The organism is Pseudomonas sp. B21-059, from assembly GCF_026016285.1.
Taxonomy (GTDB): domain Bacteria; phylum Pseudomonadota; class Gammaproteobacteria; order Pseudomonadales; family Pseudomonadaceae; genus Aquipseudomonas; species Aquipseudomonas danubii.
Genome location: NZ_CP087201.1, coordinates 5,402,447 through 5,418,311, shown reverse-complemented (window position 1 = coordinate 5,418,311; position 15,865 = coordinate 5,402,447). Strand labels below are relative to the sequence as shown.

Genomic DNA, 15,865 nt, shown 5'->3' with positions numbered 1-15,865 from the left:
ATGTTCGAGAAATTGCAACGGGCGTTCTGGAAGGCCCTGACTCCAGACCTGATCCCTGATCAGCCGAAGGCCCCCCAGGCCAAGGGCAGTGTTCTGAATGACGCGATGCTGGCGGCGCTGGGTGGCAGCGCCAATATCAAGAGCCAGCAACCATTGGCCCTGACCCGCCTGCGCCTGGAACTGCATGATCCGCAGTTGCTGGACAGCCGCGCCCTGCGAGTGGCGGGGGTACCGGCAGTGATGCCCCTGGCCGGTGGCGTGGTGCATCTGCTGTTGGGATTGCAGGGCTGAGGGGCTTGTTCGCTGGCAAGCCGGCTCCTGCAAGAGTAACGGGCTTGCCAGCGAGCGCACCCTCGAAAACACCCATCGTTTCCCCGTCCCGCCTGCGTCCGGTCGCCGCGCCGGCCTTACTGTTTCTCAACTGCGGGTGTATCGTATTCGCCTTTTGCGGGCCTGGGCCCGCCGCGGATACGTGAGGTAGTTGAGTCCATGTCCTTTACCCGTCGACAAATACTCGGTGGTCTGGCCGGTCTGGTAGTGGTGGGCGTGGGAGCGGGTGGAGCCTCGCGCTACTGGCTGGGGAAAATGGCCGACGCTGAAGCGGGCCACGACTACGAGCTGATCGCCGCGCCGCTGGATGTGGAACTGGTGCCAGGGCACAAGACTGAAGCCTGGGCTTTCGGGCCATCGGCACCGGGCACCGAACTGCGGGTACGCCAGGGCGAGTGGCTGCGGGTGCGCTTTATCAACCACTTGCCCGTGGCCACCACCATCCACTGGCACGGCATCCGCCTGCCCCTGGAAATGGACGGTGTTCCTTATGTCTCGCAACTGCCGGTGCTGCCCGGCGAGTACTTCGACTACAAATTCCGCGTACCGGATGCCGGCAGCTACTGGTATCACCCCCATGTGAACAGCAGCGAAGAACTGGGCCGCGGCCTGGTGGGCCCGCTGATCGTCGAAGAGCGCGAACCCACCGGTTTCCAGTACGAGCGCACCCTGAGCCTGAAAAGCTGGCACGTGGACGAAGAGGGCGCGTTCGTCTCCTTCAGCATCCCCCGGGAAGCGGCGCGGGGCGGCACGGCCGGGCGCCTGTCCACCATCAACGGCGTGTCCCAGGCGGTGATCGACCTGCCGGCCGGGCAGATTACTCGGGTGCGTCTACTCAACCTGGACAACACCCTGACCTACCGCATCAACATCCCCGATGTCGAAGCGCAGATCTATGCACTGGATGGCAACCCCATCGAGCCGCGTCCTTTGGGCAAGGAATACTGGCTGGGGCCGGGCATGCGTATCTGCCTGGCGATCAAGGCGCCGGCGGCGGGGCAGGAACTGTCCCTGCGCAACGGTCCGGTGCGCCTGGGCACTTTGCGTTCGGTGGCCAACAACGATGCGCCGACCCAGTGGCCGCCAGCCCTGCCGGCCAACCCGGTGGCCGAGCCGGATCTCGACAACGCCGAGAAGCTCAACTTCAATTTCGAGTGGGTTGGCTCGGTCTCGGTGAACGTGGACAATGGCCAGCCGCCGAGCCTGTGGCAGATCAACGGCCAGGCCTGGGACATTACCGACAAGACCTGCGCCGACCGCCCGATTGCCACGTTGAAAAAGGGCAAGAGCTACATTTTCGAATTGAAGAACATGACTCAGTACCAACACCCGATCCACTTGCACGGCATGAGCTTCAAGGTCATCGCCTCGAATCGCAAGAAGATCACTCCCTACTTCACCGACACCTACCTGCTGGGCAAGAACGAGCGTGCCCGCGTGGCGCTGGTGGCGGATAACCCTGGGGTCTGGATGTTCCACTGCCACGTGATCGACCACATGGAAACCGGTCTGATGGCCGCCATCGAGGTGGCGTGATGCGTCAGATACGCCCGGCGCCGATCATCGACCGCAGCCGCGACCAGGACTTCATGCGCGAAGCCCTGGCCCTGGCCGCCCAAGGCGCAGCCCTGGGGGAAGTGCCGGTGGGCGCGGTGCTGGTATTGGATGGTGAGATTATCGGCCGCGGTTACAACTGCCCCATCAGCGGCAGCGACCCCAGCGCCCACGCCGAGATGGTGGCGATCCGCGCAGCGGCCCAGGCGGTCAGCAACTATCGCCTTCCCGGGAGCACCCTGTACGTGACCCTGGAGCCTTGCAGCATGTGCGCCGGGTTGATCGTCCATTCGCGCATTGCCCGCGTGGTGTACGGCGCGTTGGAACCCAAGGCGGGCATCGTGCAGAGCCAGGGTCAGTTCTTCACCCAGGGCTTTCTCAATCATCGAGTGCTGTACGAGGGCGGGGTGTTGGCCGAAGAGTGCGGCACGGTGCTGAGCGAGTTCTTCAAGGCGCGTCGAGCGCGCTGATCTCAAACGCGTCTGCGGTTTTCGCGAGCAAGCTCGCTCCTGCAAAAACCGTAGGAGCCGGCTTGCCGGCGAACAGGCCCTTGAGCCTTGCGCCGCTCTGGCGGGCGCGTTCGCTGGCAAGCTGAACGCCGCCCGGCCAGCTCCTACAGGAGGAGGGCGGTGCCTATTTTCTGGCGACAATCACCGCGCGCATCGGTGCGGGCAGGCCTTCGATGGTCTTGCTGTGGTCATTGGGGTCGAGGAAATCGCTGAGGGACTGGTACTTCATCCACTCGGTGCCGCGCTGCTCCTCGATGCTGGTCACGCTCACATCCACGCAGCGCACGTCGCTGAACCCGGCGCGCCGCAGCCATAGCTCCAGGGCCGGCACCGAGGGCAGGAACCACACATTGCGCATCTGCGCGTAGCGGTCTTCCGGCACCAGCACCTGATGCTGATCGCCTTCCACCACCAGGGTTTCCAGCACCAGTTCGCCACCCTTGACCAGGCAGTCCTTGAGCGCCAGCAGATGCTCGATGGGCGAACGCCGGTGGTAGAACACCCCCATGGAAAACACCGTGTCGAAACCTTCCAGGTTGGCCGGCAGGTCTTCGAAAGGAAACGGCAAGTGCCACACCGAGGGCTCCGACAGGTAGCGCTGCACCGCCTGGAACTGGCAGAAGAACAGCCAGTTGGGGTCGACGCCAATCACGCTATGGGCGCCGGCGCCGAGCATGCGCCACATGTAGTAGCCATTGCCGCAGCCGACATCGAGGATGCGTTTGCCTTCAAGGTTCAGGTGCGGTGCGACCCGCGACCACTTCCAGTCCGAACGCCATTCGGTATCCACGTGCACGCCGAACAGGTCGAACGGGCCCTTGCGCCACGGTGACAGGCCCATCAGTGCGGTACGCATCTGCGCCCGGGTGGCGTCGTCGCAGTCGGTGTCCAGGCGCAGGCCGTTGATCAGGTCGACTTCGCTGGGCTGGATCTTCGGCAACGCGTCAAGGGCGCTCTGCCAGCGCTCCAGGTCGCCATGGCCCTTTTCCATCTTGGCATCGAGCTGGGCTTGCAGGCCGTTGGCCCATTCGGCCAGGGGCGTGCCCGCCAGACGGCGAGCGAGGGGAGACAGATCAATCATGGCAGGGCAATCAACGAGGCAAAATTAAGACACTGGAACCACGGCACGACTTTCGAGAACCCGGCGGCCAGCAGGCGTTCGCGGTGTTCTTCGAGGCTGTCGGGCTTCATGACGTTTTCGATGGCGCTGCGCTTCTGGGCAATTTCCAGTTCGCTGTAGCCGTTGGCGCGTTTGAAGGCGATGTGCAGGTCGGTGAGCAGGGCGTGTTCCTCGGTGTCGTTGAAGCGCAGCTTCTCCGAGAGGATCAGCGCGCCGCCGGGCAGCAACGACTGGCGGATGCGCCCGAGCAGGGCCAGGCGTTGCTCCGGGGCGATGAACTGCAGGGTGAAGTTCAAGGCCACCACCGAGGCCGGCTGGAACTCCAGGGCCAGGATATCGCCTTCGATCACCTGCACCGGCAGCAACTCCTGGAACATCGAATCCTGGCCGTTGAGGTATTCCCGGCAACGCTCGACCATGGCCGCCGAATTGTCCACGGCGATCACCCGGCAACCGTCGCTGCGCACATGGCGGCGCAGGGCCTGGGTCACCGCGCCCAGGGATGAGCCCAGGTCGTAGAGCACGCTGTTGGGCTGAGCGAACTGCGCGGCCAGCACCCCGAGGTTCTCGACAATGGTCGGGTAACCCGGCACCGAGCGCTTGATCATGTCCGGGAACACCCGCACCACATCCTCGTTAAAGGCGAAGTCGGGCACCTGGGCCAGGGGCTGGGCGAATAGGCGGTCGGGTTCTTTGCTCACGGCGTTTCCAGCGATGGAGATAAAAAGAGGGCGGCATTGTAGCCGCTGCCGCAGGCTGCGATAAGGCCCGTAGGGCCTTCAGGAGCGCAAGGGCGACGCAAGGTGTGATGCTGTTCGCCGGCAAGCCGGCCCCTACAGATTGTAGGGACCGGCCTGTCGGCGAAGGTAGGTCAGCGCGGCTTCTGGCTGAACGCCGAAGCGGCGATACCCCACTGGCCCAGCCAGTAGAAAATGATGATCAAGTAGGGCGCAGCATCGAAGGCCACCACGAAGCGGCTGATGCCAATCAGGCTGTCGGAGAAGGCAAAGCTCAAGGCGCCCACCGCGGCCAGGGCCGCCGAGCGCGCAGGCACTGTCGAGCCCAGGCGTGCCAGGGCGCGCCAGAGCATGGCGCTGATGGTCAGGGCGTAGACGATCACCGGGATCAGCAGCGGGCCCAGGCCGTGGGAAATCAGGATGCTCAACAGCCCCGCGCCAATGGCCAGTGCCACCACCAGCGGCAACAGCGCCAGGCGCCGACAGTCGCAGAGATAGGCCTTGAGGTAGGCCAGGTGCGCCACCAGAAACGCCCCGAGGCCGAACACGAACAGGTCCGAAGGCCAGGCCAGCAGCACGTCACCCAGCACTGAGAACAACAGGCCAATGGCGATCCAGCGGCGATAGTCCCCCGGCGGCGCATCGTGCAACCAGCCCAGCAGGGCCAGTACCGGCAACGGCTTGACCAACAGGCAGAGCAACGTGGCGTGCACGCTGATCCCGTAGATGAAGGTGGCGGCGCCCATTAGCGCAAGAATCAGCCAGCCCATGTCAGTTGACCGTGATCGAGCAGTCGAAGGCTTTTACCGGTGCTTCTTCCGGTGCCCAGGGTTGCTGATAGGTCAGCAGCAGTCGGCCCTGGCCGCTGGCGAACGCCTGGAAACGCCAGGTGGATTGACCACCGCTGCCCACCAGACCGGTGTTCTCGGGATTGCTGTAGACCTCGGGGCTGACCTTGCGCAGGATGCCGCCGGCCGAATCCTGGATTGCCCAGCGATAGCCCGTGGTGGGATTGCTGGGCAGAGTCAGGGTCAGGGTTTGCCCGTTGTGCAATTGCAGGGGGCATTGGCTCTGGTTTTCCACGGTGACGTTTTGCTTGGGCTGGCTGGCGCAGGCGGCCAGCAGGGCGAGGCTGAGCAGGGCAAGCAGGCGAGGTGCGGACATGGGTCAGGAAGCTCCGATCATTCGTGACGAACGGCGAGCATAACTGAAGATGATGGGCGGTGTGGGCCGGGGGACGGAGGTTGGCGCTTATGGCCTGTTCGCCGGCAAGCCGGCTCCTACAAGGGACAACCTGTAGGAGCCGGCTTGCCGGCGAAGGGATTTAGAACAGTACCTTGGCCACGTCGGCAAAACGCTTGGCGAAATGCACGGTGATGCCTTCCTTGAGGTAGTCCGGCAGTTCCTCGAAATGCCCGCGGTTGGGCTCCGGCAGGATCAGCTCAAAGATCTTCTGGCGCCGCGCCGCGATGACTTTTTCCCGCACCCCGCCAATGGGCAGTACGTGGCCGGTGAGGGTCAGCTCGCCGGTCATGGCCACGCCTTTTTTCGGCGGCTGGTTGCGTGCCAGGGACAGCAGGGCGCTGGCCATGGTCACCCCGGCACTCGGGCCATCCTTGGGCGTGGCACCTTCAGGAACGTGCAGGTGGACGAAGGCTTCGTCGAAGAACTTGCTGTCGCCGCCGAACTGCTTGAGGTGCGAACTGACGTAGCTGTAGGCGATCTCTGCCGACTCTTTCATCACATCCCCCAACTGACCGGTGAGCTTGAAACCACGGTTGTGGGTATGAATCCGCGTCGCCTCGATGGGCAGGGTCGCGCCGCCCATGCTGGTCCAGGCCAGGCCGGTGATGACTCCGGTGCCACTCAGGACCTGCTCGTTGCGGAACACCGGCATGCCCAGGGAGGCCTCCAGGTCCTTGGGCCCGATCTTGATGTTTGCATCCGGCTCGTCCAGCAGCTTGACCACCGCTTTGCGCACCAGTTTGCCCAGTTGTTTCTCCAGTTGGCGCACCCCGGCTTCCCGGGCGTAACTGTCGATCACGGCGCGCAGGGCACTGTCGCTGATGCTCAGGCTGCTCTTGGCTACACCGGCTTTCGTCAACTGCTTGGGCCACAGGTGGCGCTTGGCGATGGCGAGTTTTTCCTCGGTGATGTAACCCGACAGGCGAATCACTTCCATGCGGTCGAGCAGCGGCCCGGGGATCGAGTCCAGGGTGTTGGCGGTGCACACGAACAACACCTTGGACAGGTCCATGCGCAGGTCCAGGTAATGGTCGAGGAAGTCGACGTTCTGCTCCGGATCGAGGGTCTCCAGCAGGGCTGAGGCCGGGTCGCCCTGGTAGCTCTGGCCCATCTTGTCGATCTCGTCGAGCATGATCACCGGGTTCATCACCTCCACTTCCTTGAGGGCCTGCACCAGCTTGCCCGGCTGGGCGCCGATGTAGGTGCGGCGGTGCCCCTTGATCTCGGCTTCGTCGCGCATGCCGCCGACACTGAAGCGATAGAACGGCCGCCCCAGGGATTCGGCAATGGACTTGCCGACACTGGTCTTGCCCACGCCCGGCGGGCCTACCAGCAGTACGATGGAGCCGCTGATCTCGCCCTTGTAGGCGCCCACCGCGAGGAATTCGAGGATGCGGGTCTTGATGTCATCGAGCCCGGCGTGGTGCTGGTCGAGCACTTTGCGCGCGTGCTTGAGGTCGAGCTTGTCCTCGCCGTAGACGCCCCAGGGCACAGCGGTGGCCCATTCCAGGTAGTTGCGGGTCACGGCGTATTCCGGCGAGCCGGTTTCGAGGATCGACAGCTTGTTCATTTCCTCGGTGATGCGCTTCTGCGCCTGGGCCGGCAGGACCTTGCCGCTCAGTCGCTGCTCGAACTGTTCCAGGTCGGCGCTGCGGTCATCCTTGGTCAGTCCCAGCTCCTGCTGGATCACCTTGAGCTGTTCCTTGAGGAAGAATTCGCGCTGGTGCTCGCCGATCTTGCGGTTGACCTCGGCGGAGATCTCTTTCTGCAGGCGCGCGACCTCGACTTCCTTGCGCAGCATCGGTAGGACTTTCTCCATGCGCTTGAGCATCGGCACGCAGTCCAGCACCTCCTGCAACTCGTTGCCGGTGGCGGAAGTGAGGGCGGCGGCGAAGTCGGTCAGGGGCGAAGGGTCGTTGGGGCTGAAGCGGTTGAGGTAGTTCTTCAGTTCTTCGCTGTACAGCGGATTGAGGGGCAGCAGCTCCTTGATCGCGTTGATCAGCGCCATGCCGTAGGCCTTGACCTCATCGGTGGGTTCGCTGGGCTGGTGCGGGTATTCGACTTCCACCAGATAGGGCGGCCGGTGGTGTTTGAGCCAGGTGCGGATGCGTACCCGGGTCAGGCCCTGGGCGACGAATTGCAGCTTGCCGTTCTCGCGGCTGGCGTGGTGGACCTTGACCAGGGTGCCGTACTCCGGCAACGCGGATGTATCGAAGTGGCGCGGATCTTCCTGGGGGGTATCCATGAAAAACAGGGCCAGGGAGTGGTGGTCGGATTGGCTTACCAGCTCCAGGGTTTCGGCCCAGGGTTCTTCGTTGACAATCACCGGCAGCACCTGCGCCGGGAAGAAGGGACGATTGTGAATCGGCATGATGTAGACCTTGTCCGGCAGATTCTGCCCGGGCAGGGCCAGGCCGGTGCCATGGGCACTGGGCTGTTCGGTATTTTCCGGATCGAGGTACTCACGTGGATCTTCGGGAAATGCTTGCTGGTCGCTCATGAAGGCTCCTGCGCGATGGGCTATGCAGGTTAGATGGGGCAGGTCGAGACGGGTTTCAATGGGAAACTGGTTTCAGCTTTTTTCCGAGCGGCCCTCAACTGTCCGTTGAGGCTCTGTCCAGACGTGTGGTGTGGACGCTGTGGACGTATTGGACGGCGTTGACGGACATCAAATGTCAATAAAATGACTTGGATGTCACCTGTTTTATTGCGTGATCTTCTACAGTTTGAGGATTAATCTGAGTGTCCGGAATGCCGGAGTAAAATCGGCATTTATTTGACGCGCGCATTCAGCTTCTTAGAGGGATGGGTATGAAGAACGGATTTTTCAGCTCCCGGCGGCCGTCACCCGCGCAGGTGCTTTTCCGGCCCGGCGGGCGATCGGAGTGGATGAGAGCAGCCCTATGAAGTGGCGCCGAACCTTTCAGGCAAGGATTGTCGGGGTGCTGGCGCTGTTGCTGTTGGTGCTGATTGGCGCGGTGTACTTTGCGGTGAAGACCGCCACTACTCACGCAGTGGAGAAGCAGGCGCAATTGCAATTGAAGATCGGCACTCGCGTGTTCGAGCGCCTGCTCGACCTGCGGGGTCGCAATCTGCAATACGGTATCGACTGGCTGGTGGTGGATTCGGAGTTTCACCGCGCGGTGGTCAGCGGCAAGCCGGTGGACATCCTCGCGTCCCTGGCGCAGTACCGTGGGGGTATTCGTTCCAGCGAGATGTTCGTGCTCAGTCCCGAGGGACGGGTAATCGCCAGTACGCTGGCGGACATTGCCAGGGGGCAGCCGTTTCCCTATGACCGGGCGTTGCGCCGAGCGCAGCGGCACGACACCCACATGCTGTTCGTTGCGATCAAAGGCCGCCCCTATCTGTTGGTGCAAGGTGAAGTGCTGGATTCGCTGCCCGTTGCCCGGGTGGTGATGGGCTTTCCCATGGATGAGTTGTTCGCCCGGGAACTGCGTTCCATGAGCAACCTGGAAGTCTCATTCCTGACCGTTGACGGCGAGCACCCCGGAGAGTTGTTCAGCACCCAGCCGGAGTTCTTCTGGTCGCCGATCATCAATGTCCTGCGTGACTCGTTGTGGCAGTCCCTGCCGCAGATGAGCGAAACCCACGGCCAACGCTTTCTCAACCAGGCACTGCAACTGGCCAATACCGGGGATGCCCACGATCCACGGGTCATGGTCTTGTTGCAGAGCCCCCTGGAACAGGCACTGCAAGCCTTTGCGCCACTGGACCGGGAGTTCCTGTGGATCGCCATGGTGGCGCTGGTGATTTCCCTGGTCTTCGCCCTGTTGATGGCTCGGCGGGTTTCGCGGCCCCTGGAAGACCTGGCCCAGGCTGCCCGACGTATCGGTGCCGGCAACTATCAGGCCACGGTGGCCATCAAGCGCAGCGACGAGTTCGGTGTGCTGGCGGATGCCTTCAACGCCATGCAGAGCGCCATTGCCACCCGTGAGCGGCAACTGGCCCACAACGCCCTGCATGATCCCCTGACCGGGCTGCCCAATCGGGCCTTGGCCATCGAGCGCCTGAGCCAGGCCATCGCTGCCCGGCGCAACGTGGTGTTGCTGTACCTGGGGATCGACAACTATCGGGCGATCAACGAAGGCTTTGGCAATGAAGGGCTGGAGCAGATGATGGGGGAACTGAGCCGGCGGCTGCGTGATGTGCTGTCCCAGGGCGATACCGCGGCGCGGATCACCGCCAGCGAGTTCCTCCTGCTGCTGGAAAACACCGAGCTCGATGGCGCCATTGCCATGGCCGACCGCCTCCATGACCTGTTGAGCCGACCCCAGCTGATTCAGGGGGATGAGGTACGGCGCCAGATCTGCATGGGCATGGCGGTGTATCCCGCCGACGGCAAGTCCGCCGAAGAGCTGATCAGCCGTGCCGCGATCGCCCGCCACGATGCAGCGCTCAACCCCGGTTACCTGCAGGTCTACCAGCAAGACCGCGACCTGGCTCATCAGCGCCAGATCAGCCTGATCCGTGACCTGCGTCGCGCCGCCGCCGATGGCGAGCTGTTCCTGCTGTATCAGCCCAAGCTGGATCTGCGCCGGGATTACCTGCACCAGGCCGAAGCCCTGCTGCGCTGGCGGCATCCGGTATTTGGCGTGGTGTCGCCGGCGGAGTTCATTCCCCTGGCCGAGCGCACCGGCAGCATGCACAGCCTGACCTCCTGGGTCATCGAGGCTTGCATTCGGCAGTTGGCGGAGTGGAACCGCCGGGCTTTGCCCGTGCGCCTGTCGCTGAACATCTCCGCCAGCGACCTGGAGGACGACGGCCTGGAAGTCCGGGTCAGCCAGTGCCTGGAGCGCTATCAGGTGGCCGCTGAGCAACTGGTGTTCGAGATCACCGAGAGCGCCATCATGCGCCATCCGGAACAGTCACTGGCGGTGCTGCAGCGCTTGCGTGGCTGCGGCATCAGTCTGTCGGTGGATGATTTTGGCACCGGCTATTCATCCCTGGCCCAGTTGCAGCGTCTACCGGTGCAGGAGTTGAAGATCGACCAGTCCTTTATCCGCAACCTGGACGAAACCAGCGGTGATGCGGTGATCGTGCGCTCAACCATCGAAATGAGTCACAAGCTGGGGCTCAAGGTGGTGGCCGAAGGGGTGGAGTTCGAGCATTGCCTGAAACTGCTGGAAAGCTGGGGCTGCGACACGGTCCAGGGTTACCTGATCAGCCGGCCGTTGCCCGCCGAGGCCTTCGAGCATTGGATGTTGAAGTCTCGGGTGTCCAGCTGAAGGGGCTGGATGGCCGGCGGGGAGCCGGCATCCAGGGTTGGGGCTTTCAGAGGGTGGCCGACTCGGCCTTGGTCAGCAGGCTGTGCAGCTCCGGCTCGATGCCTTCTTCACTGAGGTTGTCCATGATTTCCAGGATACAGGGCGCATAGCGCTGCTCGATGGCAGCTTGCGCCCAGTCCAGCTCATAGACCGCCATGACCCGTACATCCAGGTAAGGCGAGTCTGCCAGCAGGCGTTTCAACAAGGCGATGGCCGGTGCCGTTCGCAACTCGCCCAGGGAGACGGCGCAGCGGTGCTGCCAGTACTCGGGCCGAGACAGCAGTGTCTCGCCGAGCCGTTGCCATTGCGCCGGGGTAAAGGCGTGAAGCACGCCCTTGGCCACCTGTTCGGTGGTGTATTCGTTCCAGTTGGTGGCTTCCGAGTCACCGAACCAGTGGTGCAACCGATCAAATAGTTCATCACGTTCATCCGTATTCATGATGTTTTTCTCCTGCGTGGGGCGGCCGCGCCAGCACGCTGTTCCTGGCGTGCCGCCCAATGCCATGGCGTTTATACAGGCGTGCCAGGACCGATGCTGCCTCATTTGCGCCAAGCTTCCCAGCGTTAAAGGTGCAACCGGGGCAAACAGCCGGTGCAGCGCCGGAGACGACTCTCTGGCATGGGGGCGCGAGCCTGTCCCGGGTTACCAGGCCCCGGCGAACTTCACCGCAGCCGCTGCCCGTGAGGGCACTTTCAGGGTGTGCAGCAGGGACGAGACATGGATGCGTACGGTGAACGGCGAGATATCCAGCTCCCGGGCGATTTCCTTGTTGGTCTTGCCCTGGGCGATCAGGCGCAGCACTTCTTGCTGGCGGGTGGTTAGCTGGCTGATCTCGGCGCCGGCATCCAGGGGCAGCAGCAAGCCGGAAGGTGCGTACTTGACCACCACTTCGCCCTGGCGAATGGCCTGGATTGCCTGGCCGATCTCCTCCGGGCTGATGCTCTTGCCGATAAAACCGTCGGCACCGGCGGCCATGACTTCGCCGATCAGGTCCTGGTTGTCCACCATCGATACCACGATGATCGAGGTTCGGGGCAGCTGTCGGCGCAGGTCGGCAATCAGGCTGACCGAGGTCAATCCGGGGAAACGCAGGTCCAGAATCAGCGAGTCCGGCTCCTCGCCGGTCAGGGCCAGGGCCAGTACCGCCGCCAGGTCGCCAGCCTCTTCGAGCAGGGCGTCGGGCAGCAGGCGCTGGAGGGTGCGCAGCATGCCCTCGCGGAATAGCGGGTGGTCGTCGGCGACGATAATCCGGCATGTCATGTCGTGAAACTCCTTGAAACATCCAGTCCTGCGCGCATGCTAACTTGACGCGCGGCGTTGTAACTGGCCGCTGGTCGTGTTCGATACGCGGTATTGCCGAGCGGCAAAAGACCACGGCAACACAGATTGCACAAGGAGGTGATTGCATGAACGTTGAGAAGGACAGCGAACTCGACCAGGCCACCCTGCGGATTATCGTGGCCGGGTGCGCCCTGGTCTGGTTTACCGTGATCGGCTTTCTCCCGGGGCAGCAGGTCGACCCTTATGTGCCGGTGATGATCTACATTGCCCTGTTCATGTTGGGTTCGATCCTGCTGCGCATGGCCATTGCCCGCTGGCCCGGGCATTACCCGGCGCGGCGCATCCTGGGCATGGTCTACGACTACACCGGCACCTGTTACGGCTTGGTGGTAGGCGGCGAGGGGGCGCTACCGATTTATGCGGTGATGGTCTGGGTGAACCTGGGCAATGGCATGCGTTTTGGCTCGCGCTACCTGGCCATTGCCACCGTGCTGGCGCTGTTTGCGCTGTTCATGGTCTATCTGCTGACCCCGTATTGGCAGGCCCAGCCCTACATGGTGCTGATGCTGATGATCACCAGCACGGTGATTCCGGTGTACGCCCACATCCTGCTCAAGCGCACCCGTCTGGCTTCGGAAGAGGCGATTGCCGCCAACCTGGAAAAGTCCCGGTTCCTGGCCCAGGCCAGCCACGACCTGCGCCAGCCGATCCATTCCATCGGCCTGTTCACTGCTTGCCTGCGCGAGGCCAACCTGGGGGGCGAAGAGCGGCGGCTGGTGGACAACATCGACCGTTCGCTGCTCAACGTGTCGCAGTTGTTCCGTTCGATCCTCGACCTTTACACCCTGGACAACGGACGCGTGCAGCCCAAGTACGAAACCGTGCACCTGGGGGAGTTACTGCGGGATCTGGTGCGCCAGAACGCCGAAGCGGCGCGCTGGGCGCGGGTCGAACTGCGCTTGCGCCCCTGCAGTTACTGGGTGCGGGTTGATCCGGGGCTGTTGGCGACCATGGTGCAGAACGTGCTGTCCAACTGCTTCAAGTACGCCGCAGAACGGCCGGTGCTGATCGGTGTGCGCCGTCGTGGCCAGGGCCTGGCCATTGTCATTTATGACCAGGGCCGGGGCATCGCCGAGGAGCATCTGCCAAAGATCTTCGATGAGTTCTACCGGGTCCGCCAGGTGCGCGACAAGGACGTCGAAGGCGTTGGCCTGGGCCTGTCCATCGTCAAGCGCCTGGGGCAGATGACCGACCTGCAGGTGACGATTCGTTCGCGGGTCGATCACGGTACTACCGTCAGCCTGCATGGCTTGGTATTGGCTGCGCCGCAGCGTTTGCACAGCCGTGACGAAGCGGTGCAGAGCGGCTTGCTGACCGGGTTGCGAGTCTGTCTGGTGGAAGATGACCGTAACGTCCTGCTGGCCACCTCGGCGTTGCTGGAGCGCTGGGGCTGCGTGGTCCAGGCCGAATCGAGCGGGGAGAATCTACTGACCGATTGCGACATTATCGTCGCCGACTACGACCTGGGCACCCGTGCCTCGGGTATCGAATGCATCGACAGCATCCGCCAGCAGCGGGGCTGGGAAGTGCCGGCGCTGATCATCACCGGACACGACCTCGAGAAAATCCACGCCGCCCTGCACGACCGCAACATCGCCATCCTCTCCAAGCCGGTGCGTCCGGTGGAACTGCGGGGCACCTTACGGGCCCTGCGCGAGACGCCGCTGGCGTCCAGTCACAGGGCCGTGACGCAAGAGGCTGCTACCAGGTCCGGCACGGGATAAGCAGGGGATAGTTGGTCATGGTCAGCTTCTTGTTCTCGCCACTGGCGAGTTCGACGAAGTCATCCAGCATCCCTGAGTACGAAGAGATCGAACTGCGCTCGGTGTAGTAGTGGGTGGTCACCGGCCCGTAGTTGGTGTTGCTCTGGCCGGTGCCCACGTACTCATTCCAGCGGCTGGTGCCGTACACCATGTCTTGGCCCTGGACGAAGTAGCGGCCCGGTTGCAGCCCCGTGAACTGGAAGATGCCGTTGCCGTCGGTCCGGGTCACCCGGTGCACGGCCACGGCCTCGGGGGCCATGCTCACCGGCGCGCCCTCGGGCTGGGACCTGCGCAAGTCATGCCAGGCCTGCAAGTGCGGGGTGACCGGGTAGAGATAGATCTCCACATTGCCGCTGTTCTCGATGCCGTCGTTGCCGACGATGCAGAACTTGCCGGTGAGCGTTGCGTTGCCGGGTTGCAGGGCGGCGCGCGCGGCCTGGGTATCGAAGGGGACGGTGGGGTACTGCACGGTGGGGATTTTTACCGGCGGGTATTCGTCCAGGGTTCGTCCCTGGCGCGGCGCGCAGGCACTCAAGGCACAGGCGAGCAGGACTGTGCCTGCCACCATGAATAAGCGGGAGTTCATGGGTTCAGAACCTTTGCAGAGGTTGCAGTGTTCGCGCGACACAGCCCTGCCATGGCGCAGTGGCCGGTGGTCGCCGCGAACCTGGGTAGTCAGGGACTGCCGGCTTACTGCTTGGTGCACTGGGCGGGGAGCGCTACTGCGCCGCCCATGGTGGCGAAGGCGACCATGCCGCCGCTGGGCAATACACACTCGTATCCGCCGTTGCTGGTGTTGGCGGTGAAGTAGGTCTGGGACGCGTCGCTACGCACGTTCGAGACAGTGGACACGGGTTTGCCAATGGTGATCTGGGCGCGGTTCTTGAGGTCGTCGTTGCTCGGTTTGGCAATGGCGCAACCGCCCAGGGTGAGGGCCAGGGCGCTGATCAGGGCGAAGGGGCGGAGGCTGGACTGGAGTTTCATGATGAATCTTCCTTGGTGTTGTTGTGTTTTCAACGGCGCAGCCGCTCCCGACACCGCATAACGGCGGTGTTGGAGGAGAGCGGGTGGTTGCTCGGCACTATAGCCCCGGCCTGGGGGAGGGTCGATTAGCACAAATGGGCTAATGTCGCTTTGCAATTACGGGGCGCAGGGGGCGGTTATCGGGGCGGCTTGATTGGCCCGGCGGGGCGCGCCGGGCCCGGATCAGGGGTCAGGTGAGCAGTTGTTCCTGCAGGCGCCGGCCCAGTACATCGAGCAGGTCGCAGCCGTCGCGCAGGGGGATGACGCACAGCTGGGCGAAGTCCTGGAGCAGGGCCGGGTTGCTCTGCAGGTTGTCGTGGCTGGCGATGTTTTCCAGCAGCTGGGTGGCCGCGCGGATGCGGTGGGCGGCGGCTTCGTGGAGGGCGTCCAGCGGGGCCTGGGTGTCCACCAGCAGGGCGGGGATGTTGTAGTCGTTGCTGGTGAGGGGCATGTAGTGCTCCACGTTTTTATCCACTGTATCGATGGGTGGATCGGGTGTGATTTTCTTCATTGGTCTGCTTCCTAACGTATGAGTCGGAGTCGCCAAAAATCACTTCCACGTAATTAGGTGGCGGCTGTACGCAGGTGTGGAAGACCGGGACGTTAGGCACCCGGCGCACTCAAGAGTGCCCCGCGCACAGCCACCATAAAGTGCAGGCTACAAACATGCCTGACGGTTGCTGGTGCTTTGCGCGCCTAACGATATAGGGGCTTCCACACCCCTGTCACTGAATTTGCAATGACCCCCAGACCTTAAGGGCATCGCCTTGGAGGGACAAGGTGATGCAATTGGACGCGAGTTGTAGGAATTTTCGGTGATCGCGGTTTGAGGGGAAGGGGGGGAGGGTTTGGTCTTGAGCGGTGGGGAAGCTAGTCGTAAAACCGGGATCTTTTTGTGTACATATCCGTTGCTGCGGTCACGGCGGCTGGCTCGGCATCCTTGCCGAGCTGCCCCCT

15 protein-coding genes are annotated in these 15,865 nt (G+C 63.2%); 5 read left to right on the top strand and 10 right to left on the bottom strand.

Annotated elements, in window-relative coordinates:
- From LOY69_RS23915 to tadA, 3 genes are all read left to right on the top strand, one after another.
- Positions 1–291, top strand: coding sequence for a PTS transporter subunit EIIB (locus LOY69_RS23915; protein WP_265073678.1), 291 nt, complete (start codon positions 1–3; stop codon positions 289–291).
- Positions 292–489: 198 nt separating this feature from the next.
- Entirely contained in the window at positions 490–1,866 is a 1,377-nt protein-coding gene (locus LOY69_RS23910) for a multicopper oxidase family protein (RefSeq protein ID WP_102880792.1), read from the top strand.
- The gene (gene tadA, locus LOY69_RS23905) at positions 1,866–2,354 is read left to right on the top strand and encodes a tRNA adenosine(34) deaminase TadA (protein WP_110597123.1); all 489 of its coding nucleotides are present in this window, start codon (positions 1,866–1,868) and stop codon (positions 2,352–2,354) included. The genes LOY69_RS23910 and tadA overlap by 1 nt, the downstream gene beginning before the upstream one ends.
- 163 nt (positions 2,355–2,517) lie before the next feature.
- Here tadA and cmoB read toward each other — a convergent pair whose 3' ends face one another.
- From cmoB to lon, 5 genes are all read right to left on the bottom strand, one after another.
- Entirely contained in the window at positions 2,518–3,474 is a 957-nt protein-coding gene (gene cmoB / locus LOY69_RS23900) for a tRNA 5-methoxyuridine(34)/uridine 5-oxyacetic acid(34) synthase CmoB (protein WP_102880790.1), read from the bottom strand.
- Positions 3,471–4,214 carry a carboxy-S-adenosyl-L-methionine synthase CmoA gene (cmoA, locus tag LOY69_RS23895; RefSeq protein ID WP_102880789.1) on the bottom strand — a complete coding sequence of 248 codons (744 nt, stop codon included), beginning with the start codon at positions 4,212–4,214 and terminating at the stop codon, positions 3,471–3,473. The genes cmoB and cmoA overlap by 4 nt, the downstream gene beginning before the upstream one ends.
- 170 nt (positions 4,215–4,384) lie before the next feature.
- Positions 4,385–5,020, bottom strand: coding sequence for a lysoplasmalogenase (locus LOY69_RS23890; RefSeq protein WP_110597121.1), 636 nt, complete (start codon positions 5,018–5,020; stop codon positions 4,385–4,387).
- Position 5,021: 1 nt separating this feature from the next.
- A complete protein-coding gene (locus LOY69_RS23885) occupies positions 5,022–5,414 on the bottom strand; it encodes a protease inhibitor I42 family protein (RefSeq protein ID WP_102860427.1) in 393 nt (130 codons plus the stop codon).
- A gap of 160 nt (positions 5,415–5,574) precedes the next feature.
- On the bottom strand, positions 5,575–7,995 hold the full coding sequence (lon, locus tag LOY69_RS23880; RefSeq protein WP_102880787.1) for an endopeptidase La: 2,421 nt from the start codon (positions 7,993–7,995) through the stop codon (positions 5,575–5,577).
- Positions 7,996–8,398: 403 nt separating this feature from the next.
- Between lon and LOY69_RS23875 the strand changes: the two genes are divergently transcribed.
- On the top strand, positions 8,399–10,741 hold the full coding sequence (locus tag LOY69_RS23875; RefSeq protein WP_110653603.1) for a putative bifunctional diguanylate cyclase/phosphodiesterase: 2,343 nt from the start codon (positions 8,399–8,401) through the stop codon (positions 10,739–10,741).
- A 46-nt stretch (positions 10,742–10,787) separates the two neighbouring features.
- Here the strand turns inward: LOY69_RS23875 and LOY69_RS23870 are convergent, their stop codons facing one another.
- Both LOY69_RS23870 and LOY69_RS23865 read right to left on the bottom strand, forming a co-directional pair.
- The gene (locus LOY69_RS23870; RefSeq protein ID WP_102880785.1) at positions 10,788–11,219 is read right to left on the bottom strand and encodes a hypothetical protein; all 432 of its coding nucleotides are present in this window, start codon (positions 11,217–11,219) and stop codon (positions 10,788–10,790) included.
- Positions 11,220–11,423: 204 nt separating this feature from the next.
- A complete protein-coding gene (locus tag LOY69_RS23865) occupies positions 11,424–12,041 on the bottom strand; it encodes a LuxR C-terminal-related transcriptional regulator (protein ID WP_265073677.1) in 618 nt (205 codons plus the stop codon).
- A gap of 146 nt (positions 12,042–12,187) precedes the next feature.
- Between LOY69_RS23865 and LOY69_RS23860 the strand changes: the two genes are divergently transcribed.
- Positions 12,188–13,846 carry a hybrid sensor histidine kinase/response regulator gene (locus LOY69_RS23860; protein WP_110597119.1) on the top strand — a complete coding sequence of 553 codons (1,659 nt, stop codon included), beginning with the start codon at positions 12,188–12,190 and terminating at the stop codon, positions 13,844–13,846.
- Here the strand turns inward: LOY69_RS23860 and LOY69_RS23855 are convergent.
- From LOY69_RS23855 to LOY69_RS23845, 3 genes are all read right to left on the bottom strand, one after another.
- Entirely contained in the window at positions 13,824–14,471 is a 648-nt protein-coding gene (locus tag LOY69_RS23855) for a carboxypeptidase-like regulatory domain-containing protein (protein ID WP_123394042.1), read from the bottom strand. The two genes, LOY69_RS23860 and LOY69_RS23855, sit on opposite strands and share 23 nt — an antisense overlap.
- Positions 14,472–14,575: 104 nt before the next feature.
- Positions 14,576–14,869 (bottom strand): hypothetical protein, encoded by a 294-nt coding sequence (locus LOY69_RS23850; RefSeq protein ID WP_110597117.1) that lies wholly within the window; start codon positions 14,867–14,869, stop codon positions 14,576–14,578.
- 229 nt (positions 14,870–15,098) lie between these two features.
- The gene (locus LOY69_RS23845; protein WP_102880781.1) at positions 15,099–15,419 is read right to left on the bottom strand and encodes a hypothetical protein; all 321 of its coding nucleotides are present in this window, start codon (positions 15,417–15,419) and stop codon (positions 15,099–15,101) included.
- Positions 15,420–15,865 lie beyond the last annotated feature (446 nt).